Source organism: Roseateles sp. AC306 (assembly GCF_979253795.1).
Genome location: NZ_CEEDEB010000002.1, coordinates 225510 through 244355, shown reverse-complemented (window position 1 = coordinate 244355; position 18846 = coordinate 225510). Strand labels below are relative to the sequence as shown.

At 67.5% G+C, this 18846-nt stretch carries 18 protein-coding genes; all 18 read left to right on the top strand.

Going from position 1 to position 18846, the window contains the following annotated elements; genetic code table 11:
* Window positions 1–22 precede the first annotated feature (22 nt).
* Window positions 23–991 carry an MBL fold metallo-hydrolase gene (locus tag AC0IZJ_RS05880; protein WP_471847618.1) on the top strand — a complete coding sequence of 323 codons (969 nt, stop codon included), beginning with the start codon at window positions 23–25 and terminating at the stop codon, window positions 989–991.
* 2 nt (window positions 992–993) lie between these two features.
* Window positions 994–2565, top strand: a complete 1572-nt coding sequence (locus tag AC0IZJ_RS05875) for an FAD-dependent monooxygenase (protein ID WP_471847616.1) — start codon at window positions 994–996, stop codon at window positions 2563–2565.
* A complete protein-coding gene (locus AC0IZJ_RS05870) occupies window positions 2565–2768 on the top strand; it encodes a DUF2783 domain-containing protein (RefSeq protein WP_471847614.1) in 204 nt (67 codons plus the stop codon). The genes AC0IZJ_RS05875 and AC0IZJ_RS05870 overlap by 1 nt, the downstream gene beginning before the upstream one ends.
* Before the next feature lie 24 nt (window positions 2769–2792).
* Window positions 2793–4085 (top strand): homogentisate 1,2-dioxygenase, encoded by a 1293-nt coding sequence (gene hmgA, locus AC0IZJ_RS05865; protein ID WP_471847612.1) that lies wholly within the window; start codon window positions 2793–2795, stop codon window positions 4083–4085.
* Window positions 4082–5314 carry a fumarylacetoacetase gene (gene fahA, locus AC0IZJ_RS05860; RefSeq protein WP_471847610.1) on the top strand — a complete coding sequence of 411 codons (1233 nt, stop codon included), beginning with the start codon at window positions 4082–4084 and terminating at the stop codon, window positions 5312–5314. The genes hmgA and fahA overlap by 4 nt, the downstream gene beginning before the upstream one ends.
* 441 nt (window positions 5315–5755) lie before the next feature.
* Complete coding sequence (urtA, locus tag AC0IZJ_RS05855) at window positions 5756–7012, top strand: urea ABC transporter substrate-binding protein (RefSeq protein WP_471847608.1); 1257 nt, start codon at window positions 5756–5758, stop codon at window positions 7010–7012.
* Between the two features lie 136 nt (window positions 7013–7148).
* Window positions 7149–8690, top strand: a complete 1542-nt coding sequence (gene urtB / locus AC0IZJ_RS05850; protein ID WP_471847606.1) for an urea ABC transporter permease subunit UrtB — start codon at window positions 7149–7151, stop codon at window positions 8688–8690.
* The gene (gene urtC / locus AC0IZJ_RS05845; RefSeq protein WP_471847604.1) at window positions 8687–9733 is read left to right on the top strand and encodes an urea ABC transporter permease subunit UrtC; all 1047 of its coding nucleotides are present in this window, start codon (window positions 8687–8689) and stop codon (window positions 9731–9733) included. Before urtB ends, urtC begins: the two co-directional genes overlap by 4 nt.
* Window positions 9730–10563 carry an urea ABC transporter ATP-binding protein UrtD gene (gene urtD / locus AC0IZJ_RS05840; RefSeq protein ID WP_471847602.1) on the top strand — a complete coding sequence of 278 codons (834 nt, stop codon included), beginning with the start codon at window positions 9730–9732 and terminating at the stop codon, window positions 10561–10563. The genes urtC and urtD overlap by 4 nt, the downstream gene beginning before the upstream one ends.
* 7 nt (window positions 10564–10570) lie before the next feature.
* Window positions 10571–11263 carry an urea ABC transporter ATP-binding subunit UrtE gene (gene urtE / locus AC0IZJ_RS05835; protein WP_471848465.1) on the top strand — a complete coding sequence of 231 codons (693 nt, stop codon included), beginning with the start codon at window positions 10571–10573 and terminating at the stop codon, window positions 11261–11263.
* An 86-nt stretch (window positions 11264–11349) separates the two neighbouring features.
* Complete coding sequence (locus AC0IZJ_RS05830) at window positions 11350–11982, top strand: hypothetical protein (protein WP_471847600.1); 633 nt, start codon at window positions 11350–11352, stop codon at window positions 11980–11982.
* A 278-nt stretch (window positions 11983–12260) separates the two neighbouring features.
* On the top strand, window positions 12261–13082 hold the full coding sequence (locus AC0IZJ_RS05825) for a GntR family transcriptional regulator (protein ID WP_471847598.1): 822 nt from the start codon (window positions 12261–12263) through the stop codon (window positions 13080–13082).
* A gap of 13 nt (window positions 13083–13095) precedes the next feature.
* Window positions 13096–14823 carry a fumarate reductase/succinate dehydrogenase flavoprotein subunit gene (locus AC0IZJ_RS05820; RefSeq protein ID WP_471847596.1) on the top strand — a complete coding sequence of 576 codons (1728 nt, stop codon included), beginning with the start codon at window positions 13096–13098 and terminating at the stop codon, window positions 14821–14823.
* A 13-nt stretch (window positions 14824–14836) separates the two neighbouring features.
* A complete protein-coding gene (locus AC0IZJ_RS05815; RefSeq protein ID WP_056269581.1) occupies window positions 14837–15070 on the top strand; it encodes a 4Fe-4S dicluster domain-containing protein in 234 nt (77 codons plus the stop codon).
* Window positions 15071–15072: 2 nt separating this feature from the next.
* Entirely contained in the window at window positions 15073–16029 is a 957-nt protein-coding gene (locus AC0IZJ_RS05810; RefSeq protein ID WP_471847594.1) for a HEAT repeat domain-containing protein, read from the top strand.
* The gene (gene fdxA / locus AC0IZJ_RS05805) at window positions 16026–16364 is read left to right on the top strand and encodes a ferredoxin FdxA (protein WP_471847592.1); all 339 of its coding nucleotides are present in this window, start codon (window positions 16026–16028) and stop codon (window positions 16362–16364) included. Before AC0IZJ_RS05810 ends, fdxA begins: the two co-directional genes overlap by 4 nt.
* 73 nt (window positions 16365–16437) lie before the next feature.
* Window positions 16438–17898 (top strand): ABC transporter substrate-binding protein, encoded by a 1461-nt coding sequence (locus AC0IZJ_RS05800; RefSeq protein WP_471847590.1) that lies wholly within the window; start codon window positions 16438–16440, stop codon window positions 17896–17898.
* 5 nt (window positions 17899–17903) lie between these two features.
* Window positions 17904–18845, top strand: a complete 942-nt coding sequence (locus AC0IZJ_RS05795; protein WP_471847588.1) for an ABC transporter permease — start codon at window positions 17904–17906, stop codon at window positions 18843–18845.
* Window position 18846: the final 1 nt, after the last annotated feature.

Below are 18846 nucleotides of genomic sequence, written 5' to 3'. Positions count from 1 at the left end.
TGTTCCGCTGTTGGAGACCTGCATGACGACCAAAGCCTTTGCCTCGCAAGCCGACCTGGAAGAAAAGAAGGTCACCTTCGAGCGCCTCTCGGAGCACGCCTGGGCCTACACAGCCGAGGGCGACCCCAACACCGGCATCGTCATCGGCCGCGATGCGGTGATGGTGATCGACACCCAGGCCACGCCGGTCATGGCGGCCGACGTCATCCGCCGCATCCGCGAGGTGACGGCGGCGCCCATCAAGTACGTGCTGCTCAGCCACTATCACGCGGTGCGCGTGCTGGGCGCGTCGGCGTTCAAGGCCGAGGGCCTGGAGCAGGTCATCGCCAGCGAGGCGACGCTGGCACTCATCAAGGAACGCGGCGAGCAGGACAAGGCCAGCGAGATCGGCCGCTTCCCGCGGCTGTTCCGCAACGTCGAGTCCGTGCCCGCGGGGCTGACCTGGCCGACGCTGACCTTCTCGGGCCGGCTGACGCTGGACCTCGGCGGCGTGCAGGTCGAGATGTTCTCGCCGGGCCGCGGCCACACGGCGGGCGACACGGTGGCGTGGTTGCCTGAGGAGCAGGTGCTGTTCAGCGGCGACCTGGTCGAGTTCGATGCGACGCCCTATTGCGGCGATGCCCACTTTGCCGACTGGCCAGCGACGCTGGATGCGATTGCTGCTCTGAACGCCGCTGCTCTCGTGCCCGGCCGTGGCCCCGCCTTGAAGGGCGCCGAGCAGGTCGCCGCAGGCCTGGGCGGCACCCGCGCCTTCGTCAGCGAGCTGTATGCCGCCGTGCAGACCGGTGTGGCGGCGGGCGAGGAGCTGAAGCCGGTCTACCAGCGCACCATGGCGGCGCTGCGACCCAAGTACGGCCACTGGGTCATCTTCGACCACTGCATGCCGTTTGACGTCACCCGCGCGTTTGACGAGGCTTGCGGCACGGCCCACCCGCGCATCTGGACGGCCGACCGTGATGTCGAGATGTGGAAGGCCCTGGAAGGCATCTGAACGTGGACCTGCCGCGCTATCTGTATCACCAGAGCCTGGAGCAACGCTCCGGCCAGCCGCAGCGCCGCCCGGTCGTCATCGTCGGCGCCGGGCCGGTGGGCCTGGCGCTGGCGCTGGACCTGGCCGGGCGTGACGTGCCGGTCGTCGTCATCGACGACAGCGACCGCATCGGCGAGGGCTCGCGCGCCGTCTGCTGGGCCAAGAAGACGTTGGAGGTGTTTGATCGCCTCGGCGTTGGCGAGGCCATCGCGCGCGAGGGCGTGCGCTGGCAGCGTGGCCGGGTCTTCCACGGTGAGCGCGAGGCCTATGCCTTCGACTTGTTGCCCGAGGCGCATCACAAGATGCCGGCCATGGTCAACCTCCAGCAGGACAGCGTCGAGGCCAAGCTGGTGCGCGCGGTTCAGCTCGATCAGCGTATCGAACTGCGCGGCCGGCATGAGCTGATCGGGCTGGAGCAGGACGAGGGTGGTGTGACGCTGAACGTGCGCACGCCGGATGGCCTGTTCGACATGCGCGCCGATTGGGTCGTGGGCTGCGATGGCGCGCGCAGCCCCACGCGCACGCTGCTGGGGCTGGGCTTCGCGGGCCAGGTTTTCGAGGACCGCTTCCTGATCGCCGACGTGCGCTTGGCGCCCGGTGCGCGGCCGCGTGGCCTGGACCCGGCCAGGCCCGAGCGCTGGTTCTGGTTCGACCCGCCCTTCCATCGCGGCCAGTCCGTGCTGCTGCATGCGCAGGCCCAGGGCCTCTGGCGCATTGACTTCCAGCTTGGGCGCGACGCCGACGTCGAGGCCGAGCGCGACGCGGATCGCATCAGGGCGCATGTCGCGGCGATGCTGGGCAGCGAGCAGTTCGAGCTGGTCTGGTCGTCCATCTACCAGTTCTGCTGCCGCCGTGCCGAGCGCTTGCGCGTGGGCCGCGTGCTGCTGGCTGGCGATGCGGCACACCAGGTCTCGCCCTTCGGCGCGCGTGGCGCCAACAGCGGCGTGCAGGATGCCGACAACCTCGGTTGGAAGCTGGCTGCCGTGCTGAAGGGCGAGGGCGGTGATGTGCTCCTCGATGCCTACGAGTTCGAGCGCATCGAAGCCGCCGACGACAACATTGGCCACTCGACACGCGCCACCGATTTCATCAGCCCCAAGAGCGCCTTGAGCCAGCGCCTGCGCAAGGCGGCGCTGGACCTGGCCGCGCGCACGGAGCTCGCCAGGCCGCTGGTCAACAGCGGGCGGCTGTCGACGCCCACCGAGCATGTCGACTCCCCGCTGAGTACGCCTGATGTTGAGCCCTGGGCCGGCGGCCCGGCGCCCGGCGGCCCGGCGCCGGATGCGCCGCTGGAGGGCGGCTGGCTGAGCGAGCAGTTCGGCGAGTTTTTGCTGCTGTGTTTTGGCTGGCCGGCGCCGGCAACGGGTGTGCGGCTCATTGTGCTGCCGGCCGAGGGCGTGGCGGCATCGCGCTACGGCGCCCGGCCGGGCAGCGTCCACCTGATCCGCCCCGACGCCGTCGTCGCCGCGCGCTGGCACCGCTTCGACGCCGAGGCGTTTCAGGCGGCGCTCGCTCGAGCCCGTGGAGAGCTGTGATGAGCAAGATGAAATTGACTCTGACCCCAAATTTCGGGCGCGAAGCCGATGCCTTCTATGCCGAGCTCATCGCCGCCCAGGCAGGCTTGAACGACGAGGCGGCGGCCGATTGGCTGGCACGGCTGACGCTGATCCTGTGCAACCACATCGGCGACCGCGAGGTGCTGCGTGAAGCTTTCGCGCTTGCGCGCGAATCCCAATGACCGCCGTCGCTCATCACGAACGCCATGACTGAACTGACCTCATTGAACTACTTGACCGGCTTCGGCAATCAGCACAGCAGCGAGGCCCATCCCGGCGCGCTGCCCATCGGGCGCAACAGCCCACAGCGCGCGCCGCATGGCCTATATGCGGAGCTGCTGTCGGGCAGCGCCTTCACCGCGCCGCGCGCGGACAACCATCGCACCTGGCTCTACCGCCGCCGCCCGTCGGTCGTCGTCGGTGGCTATCAGCCCCTGCCGCATGCGCACTGGAAGAGCGGTGCGGCCGAAGGCGAGTGCGCGCCGCCCGACCCGCTGCGCTGGGGGCCGACGCCGCTGCCTGAGGAGGGCGACTTCATCGATGGCCTGCGTACCTACGCGGTCAACGGCGAATGCGGTGTCGCCGGCATGAGTGCGCTGGCCTACGTCGCCACGCGCGCCATGGGCCGCCGCGCGCTGGTGAACGCCGACGCCCAGATGCTGCTCGTGCCCCAGCAAGGCCGGCTGCTCGTCACGACGGAGCTGGGCCGTCTGGAAGTCGCACCCGGCTCCATCGCGCTGCTGCCGCGCGGCATGGTCTTCAAAGTCGACCCGCTGGACATGCCCGCGCGCGGCTACGTTTGCGAGAACCACGGTGCCGCCTTCCGCTTGCCCGAGCTGGGCCCGATCGGCTCCAACGGCCTGGCCAACGCGCGCGACTTCGAGGCGCCTGTCGCGTGGCATGAAGCGGAGGAGGGCGAGTACGAAATCGTCAAACGCTACGGCGGCAAGCTCTGGCGCGCACACCAGGCGCACAGCCCCTTCAACGTCGTTGCCTGGCACGGCAACCTGGTGCCCTATCGCTGGGACACATCGCGCTTCATGACGATCAACACCGTCAGCTTCGACCACCCCGACCCGAGCATCTTCACCGTCCTCACCAGCCCCAGCGACACGCCTGGCTGGGCCAACGTCGACTTCGTCATCTTCCCGCCGCGCTGGATGGTGGCTGAGGACACCTTCAGGCCGCCCTGGTACCACCGCAACGTGATGAGCGAGTTCATGGGCCTGGTGCTGGGCCAGTACGACGCCAAGCCCGAGGGCTTCAAGCCCGGCGGCGCCAGCCTGCACAACAGCTTCGTGCCCCACGGCCCCGACAGCGACGCCTTCGACAAGGCCAGCGGCGCCGAGCTGAAGCCGCACAAGCTGGATGCCACGCTTGCCTTCATGTTCGAGACGCGCTGGCCCCTCAAACCGACCGCCTGGGCGTTGCGCGACGCGCCGCTGGAGACGACCTACGCCAACTGCTGGCAAGGCCTGAAAGACGAGTTCAAAGCATGATCGACCACACCCATGACGCGGCAGCCCTCTCCTGGGTCGAGTCGGCGGACGACCCCGCGACCGACTTCCCGCTGCAGAACCTGCCCTTCTGCACTTTCCGCCGCGCGGGCACGCTGGAACCCTGGCGCATCGGCGTCGGCATCGGCAGCCAGATCCTGGACCTGAGCGCCTGGGGCATCACCGACATGAACGCGTTGATGGCCCGCCCGAGCAGCGAGCGCCTGGCGCTGCGGCACCGACTGTTCGACACGCTGAAGGCGGGCTCGCCCGAGATGGCGCTCGTGCCGCAGGCCCAGGCTGAGTACACGCTGCCCTGCCGCATCGGCGACTACACCGATTTCTATACCGGCATCCACCACGCCCGCGCCATCGGCAAGCTGTTCCGCCCGGACAACCCTTTGTTGCCCAACTACCAGTGGGTGCCCATCGGCTACCACGGCCGCAGCTCCTCCATCGTCGTCAGCGGCACGCCGCTGCGCCGGCCCAGGGGCCAGGTCAAGCCGCCGGATGCTGAGGTGCCCGTCTTCAAGCCCAGTGCCCGTGTCGACTGCGAGCTGGAACTGGGCCTCTTCGTCGGCCCCGGCAACGCCTTGGGCGAGCCCTTCGGCATCGACGAGGCCGACGAACACGCCTTCGGCCTGACGCTGCTGAACGACTGGAGCGCCCGCGACATCCAGCCCTGGGAGTACCAGCCGCTCGGTCCCTTCCTAGCCAAGAACTTCGGCACGACCATCTCGCCGTGGATCGTCACGATGGAGGCGCTGGCGCCCTTCCGCATCCCCTTCACGCGCCCGGCCGAAGATCCGCAGCCGCTGCCCTATCTCGACTCGCCGGAGCACCGCGCGAACGCGAGTTTCGACATCGAGCTGGAGGTCTGGTTCAAGACGCCAGCCATGACTGAGCCGACGCGGCTGTCGCGCTCCAACCTGCGCCATGCCTACTGGTCGCTCGCGCAGATGCTCACCCACCACGCCAGCAACGGCTGCAACTTGCAGCCGGGCGACCTGCTCGGCACCGGCACCATCAGCGGCCCGGCGCCCGAGGAGGCCGGCTCGCTGCTGGAACTGACGGGCGGCGGCAGGCAGCCCATCACGCTGCCCAACGGCGAGACGCGCACCTTCGTGCTCGACGGCGACACGCTGGGCCTGCGCGCCGTTGCGCACAAGCCCGGGTTCCGGCGCATCGGCTTTGGCGCCTGCGATGGCCAGATCCTGCCCGCTCACACCTAGGCGCAGCGGGTCTCGCTGTGGGAGGAATCGGCGGCCGCGTGTGAGCTGTTTAGAGGCAGTGGGCGACTACCTCGCCGTGCACGTCGTTGGTGCCGGCATCTGTGCACCTTGCGGACGCGTTCAGCGCTTCAGGCGCCTGGCCACGGCACGGCTCACCAACGACTGGGCGTGGTCTCGCGCTGACGGTCGGTCAGAGCCCGTCCACGGTCTTGCGTGGCCTGGCCGCCTGAGCACGAATCGGGGCGCGGTCGTTCCGACTTGGTGCGCATCCGCGTTGCTGCGGTACACCAACGGTGCCGTTCGACCCTTGTTTGCACCAAAACAGTGTCGTGAGGGATGCCCGTCATGGGGCATAACGAAATTCACAGCCTGGCACGCGCCTTGCGGACGGTGCCATCGGCTACCGAACTTCATCCCAACACCCCACTGGAGGTCTCACCGATGCTTCGCCGTTCTGCCCTGGCCCTGGCCGCTTCTGCCGCCGCCGCTCTCATCACTCCCGCCGCCTACGCTGCCGACACCATCAAGGTCGGCGTGCTGCACTCGCTGTCGGGCACCATGGCCATCTCCGAGACCGTCCTCAAGGACACCGTCCTGATGGCCATCGACGAGATCAACGCCAAGGGTGGCCTGCTCGGCAAGAAGCTCGAGCCCGTCACGGTCGACCCGGCTTCCAACTGGCCGCTGTTCGCTGAAAAGGCCAAGCAGCTCATTTCGCAGGACAAGGTCGCCGTCGTGTTCGGCTGCTGGACGTCGGTGAGCCGCAAGTCGGTGCTGCCGGTGTTCGAGCAGACCAACTCGCTGCTGTTCTACCCGGTGCAGTACGAAGGTGAAGAGCTGAGCAAGAACGTGTTCTACACGGGTGCCGCGCCCAACCAGCAGGCCATCCCTGCGGTGGAATACCTGATGAGCAAGGACGGCGGCGGTGCCAAGCGCTTCGTGCTGCTGGGCACCGACTACGTCTACCCGCGCACGACCAACAAGATCCTGCGCGCCTTCCTGAAGAGCAAGGGCATCGCCGACGCCGACATCATGGAGGACTACACCCCCTTCGGCCACGCGGACTACCAAAGCATCATCGCCAAGATCAAGAAGTTCTCGGCCGAAGGCAAGAAGACCGCCGTGGTCTCGACCATCAATGGCGACTCCAACGTGCCCTTCTACAAGGAACTGGGCAACCAGGGCCTGAAGGCGACGGACGTGCCGGTGGTGGCCTTCTCGGTGGGTGAAGAAGAGCTGCGCGGCGTGGACACCAAGCCGCTGCAAGGCCACCTGGCGGCGTGGAACTACTTCATGTCGATCAAGGCCCCGGCCAACGACGCCTTCATCAAGAAGTGGAGCGACTACGCCAAGGCCAAGGGCATCGCCGGCCACAAGGACAAGCCGCTGACCAACGACCCGATGGAAGCCACCTACATCGGCATCAACATGTGGGCGCAAGCGGTCAAGAAGGCCGGCAGCACGGACACCGACAAGGTCATCGCCGCGATGGCCGGCCAGACCTTCACGGCGCCGTCGGGCATCACGTCCAAGATGGACGAGAAGAACCACCACCTGCACAAGTCGGTCTTCATCGGCGAAGTGAAGGCGGACGGCCAGTTCAACGTGGTGTGGAAGACGCCTGGCCCGGTCAAGGCCCAGCCGTGGAGCCCGTACATCCCCGAGAACAAGGGCAAGAAGGACGAACCGACGAAGTGAAATAAGACCCCCCCGAGGCGCCAAGGCGCCTCCCCCCAGGGGGCGCCGCCAGTGGCCTGGCAAAGCCAGTTCCACGGCGGCCGCTTGAGGAGCGCTCGTGCATTCGCACGGCGCTGGTTCGTTCGCTTGGATCTTCATGATCAAACGACTTCTGATCGGTTGTTGGCTGGCGCTGCTGGGCCTGTCGGCCTCGGCAGCGCTGCCGCCTGAACTGCTGACCCGCATCGCCGCTGGTGAAGGCGACGAGCGCGTCGCGGCGCTGAACGAGGCGGTCGCCCAGGCCGACCCTGCGCTGGCGGATTACCTGCATGCCTTGCTCGACGGCCGGGTGCGGCTGCGTGAGGGGAAGGCCGTCGTGGCCGCCGAGGGCGCCGCGCCGCCTGAGGGTGACGAGCCCATGCTGAACAACCGCCTGCGCCGCGAGATCGACTCGGCGCTGGCCGGGCTGGCCCTGCTGTCCAAGGACCGTGACACACGCGCCAAGGCGCTGGCAACGCTGCGCGAGGACGCCAGCGCCGCCAAGCTGCCGCTGTACGAACGTGCGCTCGCGGCCGAAACCGACGCCGGCCTGCGCAGCCAGTTGAGCGCGCTGGTGGCGGGGGCCAAGCTGTCTTCCGCCGATGCCGCACAGCGCCGCGCCGCCGCCATCGAGCTGGCCGGCAGCGCCGACCCGACGACGCGCGCGTTGCTGCTGGACCGCATCAGCGGCGAGACCGATGCCGCCACCAAGGCGGCGATGAAGAGCGCCATCGACGCCATCGGCGACCGCCTCGCCTGGGGTGAGCGGGCGCAGCTGCTGTTCTCCGGCGTGAGCCTCGGCTCGGTGCTCCTGCTGGTCGCGTTGGGCCTGGCCATCACCTACGGCCTGATGGGCGTCATCAACATGGCCCACGGCGAGCTGCTGATGGTGGGCGCCTACGCCACCTACATGGTGCAGCAGGGCTTCCGTGCCTGGCTGCCCGCTGCCTTTGATTACTACCTGTGGCTGGCGCTGCCGGCCAGCTTCATCGCGGCTGCCCTCGTCGGCGCAGCAATGGAACGCACCGTCATTAGATGGCTCTACGGCCGCCCACTTGAGACGCTGCTGGCCACCTGGGGCATCTCCCTGGTGCTGATGCAGGCCGTGCGCACGCTGTTCGGCGCGCAGAACGTGGCCGTCGAGAACCCCGGCTGGTTGTCCGGCGGCTGGGCGTTGCTGCCCAACCTGACGCTGCCCTACAACCGCCTGGCCATCATTGCCTTCGCGGCCCTGGTGTTAGGCGGCATGGCGCTGCTGCTGGCCAAGACGCGCCTGGGCCTGATGGTGCGCGGCGTCACACAGAACCGGCGCATGGCCGCCTGCGTGGGCGTCAACACCGCCCAGGTCGACACGATGGCCTTTGCGCTCGGCTCCGGCATCGCGGGCCTGGCCGGCTGTGCGCTGAGCCAGATCGGCAACGTCGGCCCTGACCTCGGCCAGAGCTACATCGTCGACGCCTTCATGGTGGTCGTGCTCGGCGGCGTGGGCCAGCTGGCCGGCACGGTCTACGCCGGCCTTGGCCTGGGGGTGCTGTCCAAGCTGCTCGAAGGCTGGCAGGGCGCCGTGCTCGCCAAGATCGCGCTGCTGATGCTGCTCGTGCTCGTCATCCAGAAGAAGCCCCAGGGCCTGTTCGCACTGAAGGGCAGGTCGGTCGAATGAAGAAGTCTCTGCTCATCGCCGTGGCAGTCTTGGCGCTGCTCGTGCCTTTCCTGCACCTCGCCTTCCCGCCCGGGCACGCGCTGCACCTCAGCGAGTTCTACGTCGGCCTGCTGGGCAAGTTCCTCTGCTTTGCCATCTGTGCCCTGGCCCTGGACCTCATCTGGGGATTCGGCGGCATCCTGTCGCTCGGCCATGGCCTGTTCTTCGCGCTCGGCGGTTATGGCATGGGCATGTATTTGATGCGCCAGATCGGTCGCGAGGGCCAATATCAGTCGGACCTGCCGGACTTCATGGTCTTCCTGAACTGGAAGGAACTGCCCTGGCACTGGGTGCTCAGCGATTCGCTGGTCGGGCAGATCTTCCTGGCGCTCGCCGTGCCCGGCCTGCTGGCCGCGGTGTTCGGCTACTTCGCCTTCCGTTCGCGCATCCAGGGCGTGTACTTTTCCATCATCACGCAGGCGTTGACGGTGGCGGCCATGCTGCTGTTCTTCCGCAACGAGACGGGCTTCGGCGGCAACAACGGTTTCACCGACTTCAAGCGCATCGCCGGCATGCCGCTGAACACGCCGGGCATGAAGGTGGGCCTGTGCGTGGCGAGCGGTGTCGCGTTGATCGCCTGCTACCTGATCGCCCGCGCGCTCACGCAAAGCCGCTGGGGCCGCATCCTCCAGGCCATTCGCGATGCCGAAGGCCGTGTGCGCTTCCTGGGCTATGACCCGGTCGCCTTCAAGCTCAGCGCCTACGTCATCTCCGCCATGATGTGCGCGCTGGCCGGCATGCTCTACGTGCCGCAGGTCGGCATCATCAACCCCGGCGAGATGAGCCCCGCGGCCAGCATCGAGATGGCCATCTGGGCGGCGGTCGGCGGGCGCGGCACGCTGATCGGGCCGGTCATCGGCGCCTTCTTCGTCAACGGCACGAAATCGGTCTTCACCGCCGTGTGGCCCGAGGGCTGGCTCTACATCCTGGGCGGCCTGTTCATCGCCGTGACGCTGTTCCTGCCGCAAGGTCTGATGGGGCTGGCGAAGAGGTTCAAAAAATGACACCAGAGCTTCTCGAAGCCGGCGCTGAGGTCCGCTCCCGGGCCCTCACGCGCATCGCCACTTCCGGCGAACCCATCTTCAACCAGGGCGTGGCCCTTTATGTCGAAGACCTCAAGGTCGCCTTCGATGGCTTCCAGGCGCTGGGCGGCCTGAGCTTCACCGTCGGCGTGGGCGAGTTGCGCTGCGTCATCGGCCCCAACGGCGCCGGCAAGACGACGACGATGGACTGCCTCACCGGCAAGACCCGGCCCGACAGCGGCCGCATCTATTTCGGCAGCAACCTGAACCTGCGCCTGATGAGCGAGCAGCAGATCGCCCGCGCGGGCATCGGCCGCAAGTTCCAGAAGCCGACGGTGTTCGAGGCGCTGACGGTTGCCGAGAACCTGGAGCTGGCGCTGGCCGGTGATCGCCGTGCGCGATTTGCGATGCGTGCCAGGCTCAGCGGCGAACAGCAGGATCGCCTCGGCGAACTGCTGAAGACTGTGCACCTGACCGACGAGCGCGAGCGCGTCGCCGGTCTGCTGAGCCACGGCCAGAAGCAGTGGCTGGAGATCGGCATGCTGCTGGCGCAGGACCCCAAGCTGCTGCTGCTGGACGAGCCCGTTGCGGGCATGACGGACGAGGAGACCGAGCGCACGGCCGAGCTGTTCCTGAGCCTGGAGGGCAAGCACTCGCTGGTCGTCGTCGAGCACGACATGAACTTCGTCGGCACGCTGGCCGGCGCGCATCGCACGGTCACGGTCTTGCATGAAGGCAAGACCTTGGCCGAAGGCACGATGGCCGCCGTGCAGTCCGACGAGAAAGTGATCGAGGTCTACCTTGGCCGATAAAGCTGACATCCTCCAGGTCCAAGACCTGCACAAGCACTACGGCGGTTCGCACATCCTGCGCGGTCTGGGTTTCGACCTGAAGCCCGGCGAGATCACGGTCGTGCTCGGTCGCAACGGCGTTGGTAAGACCACTCTGCTGAAGAGCCTGATGGGCGTCGTGCCCGTCACGTCCGGCAGCATCACGCTGTCTGGCGAGCCGATCAACAAGCTGAAGACCCACCAGCGCGTGCGCGCCGGCCTCGGCTACGTGCCGCAGGGCCGCGAGATCTTCGGCCGGCTCACAGTCATGGAGAACCTTCAGATGGGTCTCTCCAGCCAGCCCGTGGGCACGCCGCTGCCCAAGGAGCTGTTCGAGCTGTTCCCGGTCCTCGACAAGATGCGCTCACGCCGCGGCGGCGACCTGTCCGGCGGCCAGCAACAGCAGCTCGCCATCGCCCGCGCGCTCGCGCCCGGGCCCAAGGTGCTGCTGCTGGACGAGCCGACCGAAGGCATCCAGCCCAACGTCATCCAGGACATCGGCCGCGTCATCAAGCACCTGGCCCACGACAAGGGGCTTTCGGTCGTGCTGGTCGAGCAGTTCTACGACTTCGCCGAAGAGCTGGCTGATCAGTATTTGCTGATGCAGCGTGGCGAGATCGTCATGCGCGGGCGCGGCAAGGACATGCCGGCAGACGGGGTGAGGGAGCGGCTGGCGATCTGAGCGGCCGGGCGGCAGCCCCTAGTTCGTCGGGTGCCGTTCGGCCCGCCGGAACACCAGAATCGGGCTCATCCAGGCAGTTCCTGCCCATGCCCCGTCAAACCGCGTCCAGTTCCTCCTCAGCCCGGCGCCCTCCAGCGCCCAAGGAGCGCCGCCGTGGGCGGGACGGCTCCCTGCGCTCGGGCTTCCTGTGGCTGCGCGGCCTGATCCAGCGACCTTTCAGCCTGCGTTGGACCCAGGGTGGCCCGCGCCTGGTCTGGGTCGAGCGGCGGCGCCCGCGTGGGCCGGCCGAGCCGGCCAGCAGTGCCCGGGTCAGCGCCGAACTCGAGATCGCGCTGCTGGCCCACCCCGACGCGGCCGCCGCAATGCCGCACCTGGTCCGGGTGCATGACCAGCTCGTCCTCAAGGGCTGGCCGGGCCTGGCCCTGCTGTCGCCTGAGCTGATCCGCAAGGCGCTGGCCCAGGGGCAGAGCGTGGTCGCGCAGGCCGACTCGCCGGCCCTGGTCGCGTTGTTGGAGCATCTTCGCCAACTGGGTGGCCGTGCCCCGGCGTCCGCATCCGACGCGCGCAGCCTGGATGACACCGTGCCGTCGCGCGATGGCGCGGACCGCGTCGAAGTCTCGGAGCTGGAGGAGGCCGACTTCGAGCAGGTGGCTCGCGAATGGGGCCAGAACGCGACACAGGCCCCGCCGCCGGCTACCGACGGGCAGGCCTTGCACTGAGGCGGCGGGCGCGGCCCTCACGGGGGTTGAGCGAATCACAGTTTTGGCGCACTCGAATTGGGGCATGGACCCCGCTTCGGTGCAGCCGACCGATGTGAGGCGCGCGCGCTGTCTAGCAACGCTGACGGGTGTCGCTGGCGCTGTCGCCCCGGGCGTCAGCGGTCGAAAACATGGCTTTGGCTGCGGGCTATCCAGGTCGCGAATCGCGTGCCATCCCGGCCCGGAAAAGCTGGCACGGCTCGTGCTCGTCATAACTCGTCATAACGAGTTGGACGGCCATGAGCAAAGACGCTCTTGCAGCTAGGAAACCCTTGACGCTGGTCACCGCCCCCGAGGCGGACGACGCGCATCGGATCAGGCTTTCGTCACCACAGCCGCTGTACACGCAGATCAAGGAGATCCTGCGCGCACGCATCCTCGATGGCAGCTACCAGCCGCATCAGCAGATGCCGTCGGAGAGCGAGATGATGGCTTCGTTCGACGTGAGCCGCATCACGGTGCGGCAGGCGCTCAACGACCTGCAGAACGAAGGCCTCATCTTCCGCATCCACGGCAAGGGCAGCTTCGTCTCCAAGCCCAAGGCCTTCCAGGATCTGGGCCGGCTACAGGGCTTCGGCGAGGCGATGCGGCAGATGGGCTACGAGACCTTCGCCCGCGTGCTCTCCATCAAGACCGTAGTGCCGTCCCCGCAGGTGGCCGAGAAGCTGCATCTGCCCAAACGCGCCAAGGTCACGGAGCTGCAGCGCCTGCGCTTCCTGAACCGCGAGCCCATCTCGCTGGACGTGACCTGGGTGCCCGCAGCCATCGGCCAGCGCCTGGCCAAGGAAGACCTGGCTGCGCGGGACATCTTCGTCATCCTGGAGAACGACTACGGGCTGTCTCTCGGCCACGCCGAGCTGCAGATCGGCTCGACGCTGGCCGACGAGACGCTGGCCGCGCAGCTCAAGGTCGAGGCGGGCTCTCCGGTGCTGTTCATCGAGCGCACCACGCACACCGCCGACGGTGCGCCTATCGACTACGAACACCTCTATTACCGCGGTGACGCCTTCCAGTACAAGGTGCGCGTCGATCGCGTGCCTGTTTCAGAACGAGCCTCTTGAGGAGAGCCTGCACATGAACACGATCGAAACCGAGTACGACATCGTCATCGTTGGCGGCGGCACCGGCGGCCCCATGGCTGCGGTCAAGGCCAAGGAGAAGAACCCCAAGCTGCGCGTGCTGGTGCTGGACAAGGCCAACGTCAAGCGCAGCGGCGCCATCAGCATGGGCATGGACGGCCTGAACAACGCCGTCATCCCCGGCCACGCGACCCCCGAGCAGTACACCAAGGAGATCACCGTCGCCAACGACGGCATCGTCGACCAGAAGGGTGTCTACGCCTACGCGGCCAACAGCTTCCCGATGATCGAGGAGCTGGACCGCTGGGGCATCAAGTTCGAGAAGGACGAAACCGGCGACTACTCGGTGCGCAAGGTCCACCACCTGGGCAGTTATGTGCTGCCCATGCCCGAGGGTCACCACATGAAGCGGGTGCTCTACCGGCAGCTCAAGCGGGCGCGCGTGGAGATCACCAACCGCGTCGTCGCGACGCGGCTGCTGACTGGGCCTGACGGCGAGATCGCAGGCGTGATGGGCTTCGACTGCCGCACGGCCGACTTCCACGTCATCAAGGCCAAGGCCGTCGTCATCTGCACGGGCGCGGCAGGGCGTCTGGGCCTGCCCGCCAGCGGCTACCTGTTCGGCACCTACGAGAACCCGACCAACTGCGGCGAGGGCCACGTGATGGCCTATCACGCAGGCGCCGAGCTGACCAACCTGGAGTGCTTCCAGATCAACCCGCTGATCAAGGACTACAACGGCCCGGCCTGCGCCTACGTGACCGGCCCGTTCGGCGGATACACGTCCAACAACGCCGGCCAGCGCTTCATCGAGTGCGACTACTGGAGCGGCCAGATGATGATGGAGTTCTTCAACGAACTCGAAGGCGGCAAGGGCCCGGTGTTCCTGAAGCTCGACCACCTGGCTGAAGAAACCATCAGCGAGATCGAGCACATCCTGCACACCAACGAGCGCCCCAGCCGCGGGCGCTTCCACGAAGGCCGCGGCACCGACTACCGCAAGCAGATGATCGAGATGCACATCTCGGAGATCGGCTTCTGCAGCGGCCACAGCGCCTCGGGCATCTGGACCAACGAGCGCGGCGAATGCTCCATCCCCGGCCTGTACGCGGCCGGAGACTGCGCCAGCATCCCGCACAACTACATGCTCGGCGCCTTCGTCTACGGCAAGTTCTGCGGCGAGAACGCAGCGGACTACGTCAGCGGCATCTCCCAGTCCAACGTCGATGCCGGCCAGGTGGAAAAGGAGAAGGCCCGCGTGTACGCGCCGCTGGGCCGCACCGAAGGCCTCACGCCCTTCCAGGTCGAATACAAGACGCGCCGCATCGTCAACGACTACTTGCAGCCGCCCAAGGTCACCCGCAAGATGGAGATCGGCCTGCAGCGCTTCGACGAGATCCGCGAGGACCTGCAGCACATGGGCGCGGCCGATCCGCATGAGCTGATGCGCGCGATGGAGGCCCACACCATCCGCGACTGCGCCGAGCTGGCCGCACGCGCGTCGCTGTACCGCACCGAGAGCCGCTGGGGCCTGTACCACCTGCGTGTGGACCACCCCGAGAAGAACGACGCCGACTGGTTCTGCCACACCAACGTGACGAGCGATGCCAACGGCAACGCCGTGTTCCGCAAGCGCGAGGTGGAGCCCTACGTCGTGGAGCTGAACGAGGAAGAGAAGTCCGCCTACCAGCGCCTGCGCGTTGCCACGCCCGCAGCGGCCTAACGAGGAGATTGCCATGACCATCGCCATCACCCGCACCCAGGCGCCCGTCGTCATCGACGAGGACAAATGCATCGCCGACAAGGGCTGCACCGTCTGCGTGGACGTCTGCCCGCTCGACGTGCTGGCCATCGACCTGACCAAGAACAAGGCGTTCATGAAGTTCGATGAATGCTGGTACTGCATGCCCTGCGAGAAGGACTGCCCCACCGGCGCGGTTCGTGTCGACATTCCCTACCTGGTGAGGTAAGCATGCTGGCCACATCCATCCATGACCGGCTGCGGCACGACGACGCGGGCGTGCGCCGCATCGCCGTCATCGACCTGCCCTACACCGACGAGGAAGACGACATTGCGCCGCTGCTGATCGCGGCCCTTGCGGACACCGACGCCACCGTGCGGCTCGAAGCTGCCAAGGCGCTGGAAGGCTTCGAGGAGCCCGAGGTGCTGGCTGCCATTGCGCCGCTGCTGAAGGACGAGGACGCCGATGTGCGCGCCGCCGTCGCATACACGCTGGCCGAGCTGAAGGACCCGGCCTCGGCCACTGCGCTGCTGCCCTATCTCGGCGATGCCGACCCCGAGGTGCAGGCCGCCGCGTTGCAGGCTGTGAAGGCCTTGCGCGTGGACGCCGCCTTCGACCCGGCCCTGGCGGCGCTTGCCCATGCCGAGGCCAGGGTGCGCCGCGCCGCCGTCAGCGTGCTCGGCTACCTGAAGAAGCCGCAGGCCATCTCCGCGCTGACCGAAGTTGCCGCGCACGACGACGACGCCGAGGTGCGCCGCGTCGCGGTCGGGGCGCTGAGCTTTGCCAACGATGCCGATGTCAGCGTGCATCCCGCGCTCAGCCGCGCGCTCAACGACCCGGTGTGGCAGGTGCGCGAGGAAGCCGCCACGACCTTCGCCAAGACCGGCTCCGCTTTAGGCGTGCCCAACCTCGTGCGCGCCATGGACGACGAGTACTGGCAGGTGCGCGTGAAGGCCGCGCGGTCCCTGGGCAAGCTGAAGGCGCGCGACGGCGTGATGGCGCTGGTGGAGGCACTGATCCACCCGGTCAGCAACCTGCGCAAGGAAGCCGTCATTGCGCTCGGCGAGATCGGCGACCCGCGCGCCATCACGCCGCTGGAGCGCACGCTGCGCGACCCCGACCCCGACGTGCGCAAACTTTCCAAGTTGGCGCTGACGACCATCCAGATGAACGGGAGCGCGGCATGAGCTTTGTCGTCACCGAGGCTTGCATCCGCTGCAAGTACACCGACTGCGTCGCCGCCTGCCCCGTGGAGTGCTTCCACGAAGGCCCCGACTTTCTCGTCATCGACCCCGAGGTGTGCATCGACTGCGGTGTCTGCGTGCCCGAGTGCCCCGTCGAGGCCATCTTCGACGAGAAGGACCTGCCCGTCGAGCAGCGCGAGTACGTCGAGCTGAACCGCCGCCTCGCCGCGCAATGGCCGCTCATCACCGCCGCGCAGGAGCCGCTGCCCGACGCCGAGCACTGGGCCAGCCAGACGAGCAAGCGCGCGCTGCTGACGGAGACCGCCGAGCCCGCATGAAATCTGACGCATCGCAGGCACAGAGCTTGCGCAGCGTCTTCCGTACCCGCGATTCGACTGCCAGGAGATTGAGATGAAGTTGCCCCAGCTCTCACATGTTTCCGCCACCCTCGCGAAGTGCCTTGCGCTCTGCGCGGCCTTCCTGGCGCCGCAAGCCCAGGCCGCCAAGGAGGTCGTCACCATCGGCATCGGCACGCAGAACACCACCACCAACACCGTCACCGGCGGCGTGGTGCTCAAGGAGATGAAGCTGCTGGAGAAGCACCTGCCCAAGACGGGCAAGTACGCGAACATCGAGTGGAAGCTCGACTGGCAGAACTTCACCTCCGGCCCGCCGATCACCAACGGCATGGTCGCCGGCAAGTTGCAGATCGGCATGATGGGCGACTACCCGCTGCTGGTGAACGGCGCCACCGGCCAGCAGAACAAGGGCAACGAGACGCAGCTCATCGCCGTCATTGCCTACAACGCCTTCGGCTCGGGCAACGGCGTGGTGGTGCACAAGGACAGCCCCTTCTACGAGCTGGCCGACCTCAAGGGCAAGACGGTGTCGGTGCCCTTCGGCTCGGCGGCGCACGGGATGATGTTGCAGGCCATGCAGGAGCGCGGCTGGCCGGCGGACTACTGGAACCTGGTCAGCCAGAGCCCCGAGGTGGGCACCACCAACCTGCAGGAAAAAAAGATCGACGCGCACGGCGACTTCGTGCCGTTTGCCGACCTGCTGCCGCACCGCGGCTTCGCCCGCAAGATCTTCGACGGCGCGCAGACCAAGATCCCGACCTTCCACGGCGTCGTCGTGCGCAAGGAGTTCGCCGACAAATACCCCGAGGCGGTCGTCGCCTACATCAAGGCGCTGATGGAAGCCAACGACTGGCTGCGCAAGGACCCGAAGCTCGCCGCCGCCAAGATCCAGGAGTGGACCAAGATCGAGAAGGAGGTCGTTTATCTCTTCCTCGGCCCGGGCGGCATCCACACGTTGGACCCGAGCATCAAGCCGCGCTGGGTCGAGACGATCAAGATCGCGCATGGCGTGCTGTCCAAGCTGGGCCGCGTCAAGGAGTTCGACGCCGCGGCCTGGGTCAACGAAAGCTATCTGCGCGAAGCCTTCAAGCAGCGCGGCCAGGACTACGAGGCCCAGAAGCAGACGCTGGCCAACTACGACATCGCCGGCACCGACCCCATCTGCAAGGTGCCAGTCACACGGCCCAAGGAGGCCGGCGAGATCTGGCTGGCCACGGGTGAAATCGTCCCGGTCAGCTCGCCCGCCTGCCTGCTGGCCGGCGTGAAGCAGTACGAGGCTGCGGGCAAGAAGGTCAACGTGGCCTACCTCTACGACAAGGCGCTCGGTATCAAGGTGGTGGCCGACAAGGCCTTCTACGCGGTGGACACCAGCAACCCCAAGGCGCCGGTGGCCGTGCCCTTCCTGCTGAAGAAGGACGCCGAGGCCTATGCCGCCAAGGGCAACGGCAAGCTCGCCACCTTCGCGGAAGCGCTGGGCCAGGCCTCGGCCGTCGTCGTCGCCAGCACGAAGTGACCACCATGAGTGCCGTGCCCCACCTCCAGGCCTTTGCGCCGCCCGCTGTTGCTGCTGCGGCAGCGGCGGCCAAGCCCACCCCGCCGGCCCATATCGGCCAGGGCGTGACGCCGCTGCACCTGCCGCTGCCTGCGGCCACCCCACCCAGCCTGTGGCAGCGCTTCTGGCAGGGCCGCGGTGCAGCGGCCCTGCTAGGCGCCATCTCCATCGCCAGCGTGCTGCTGTTCTGGCAGCTGGCCACGCACTACAAGCTGGACGCCTACATCCGCTTCAACAACATCCCCACCCCGGCGCAGGTGATGGAGAAGGTGATCGAGGTCAACAGCAGCCCGAAGTTCGTCACCAACATCGGCATCAGCGTGCGGCGCATCCTGCTGGGCTTCCTGGTGGCCACGGCGCTGGGTGTGGGCCTGGGCGTGGTGATCGGCCGCTACCGCTGGGCGCGCGCGCTGGCCATGCCGGCGCTGGAGGTGTTCCGCCCCATACCGGCCATCGCCTGGGTGCCGATGTCCATCATGCTGTGGCCGGACAACGAGGTGAGCATCGTCTTCATCACCTTCCTCGGCGCCTTCTTCCCCATCCTGCTGAACACGGTTCACGGCGTGGAGGCCATCGACCCGGTGCTGCTGCGCGCCGCCCGCACGCTGGGCGCGGGCGAGGCCAGCCTGCTGCGCCGTGTCGTGCTGCCCGGCGCGCTGCCGCACATCTTCACGGGGCTTGCGGTGGGCATGGGCGTGGCGTGGGTGTCGCTGATCGCGGCCGAGATGATCTCGGGCCAGTTCGGCATCGGCTACTTCACGTGGGAGGCCTACTCGCTGATCAGCTATGCCGAGATCGCGCTCGGCATGATCACCATCGGCGTGCTGGGCCTGCTGTGCAGCGGCGCCATCCGGCTTCTCGCCAAGCTGGCCATGCCCTGGCAGGCTCATTCGGAAGGAGCACGGTGAT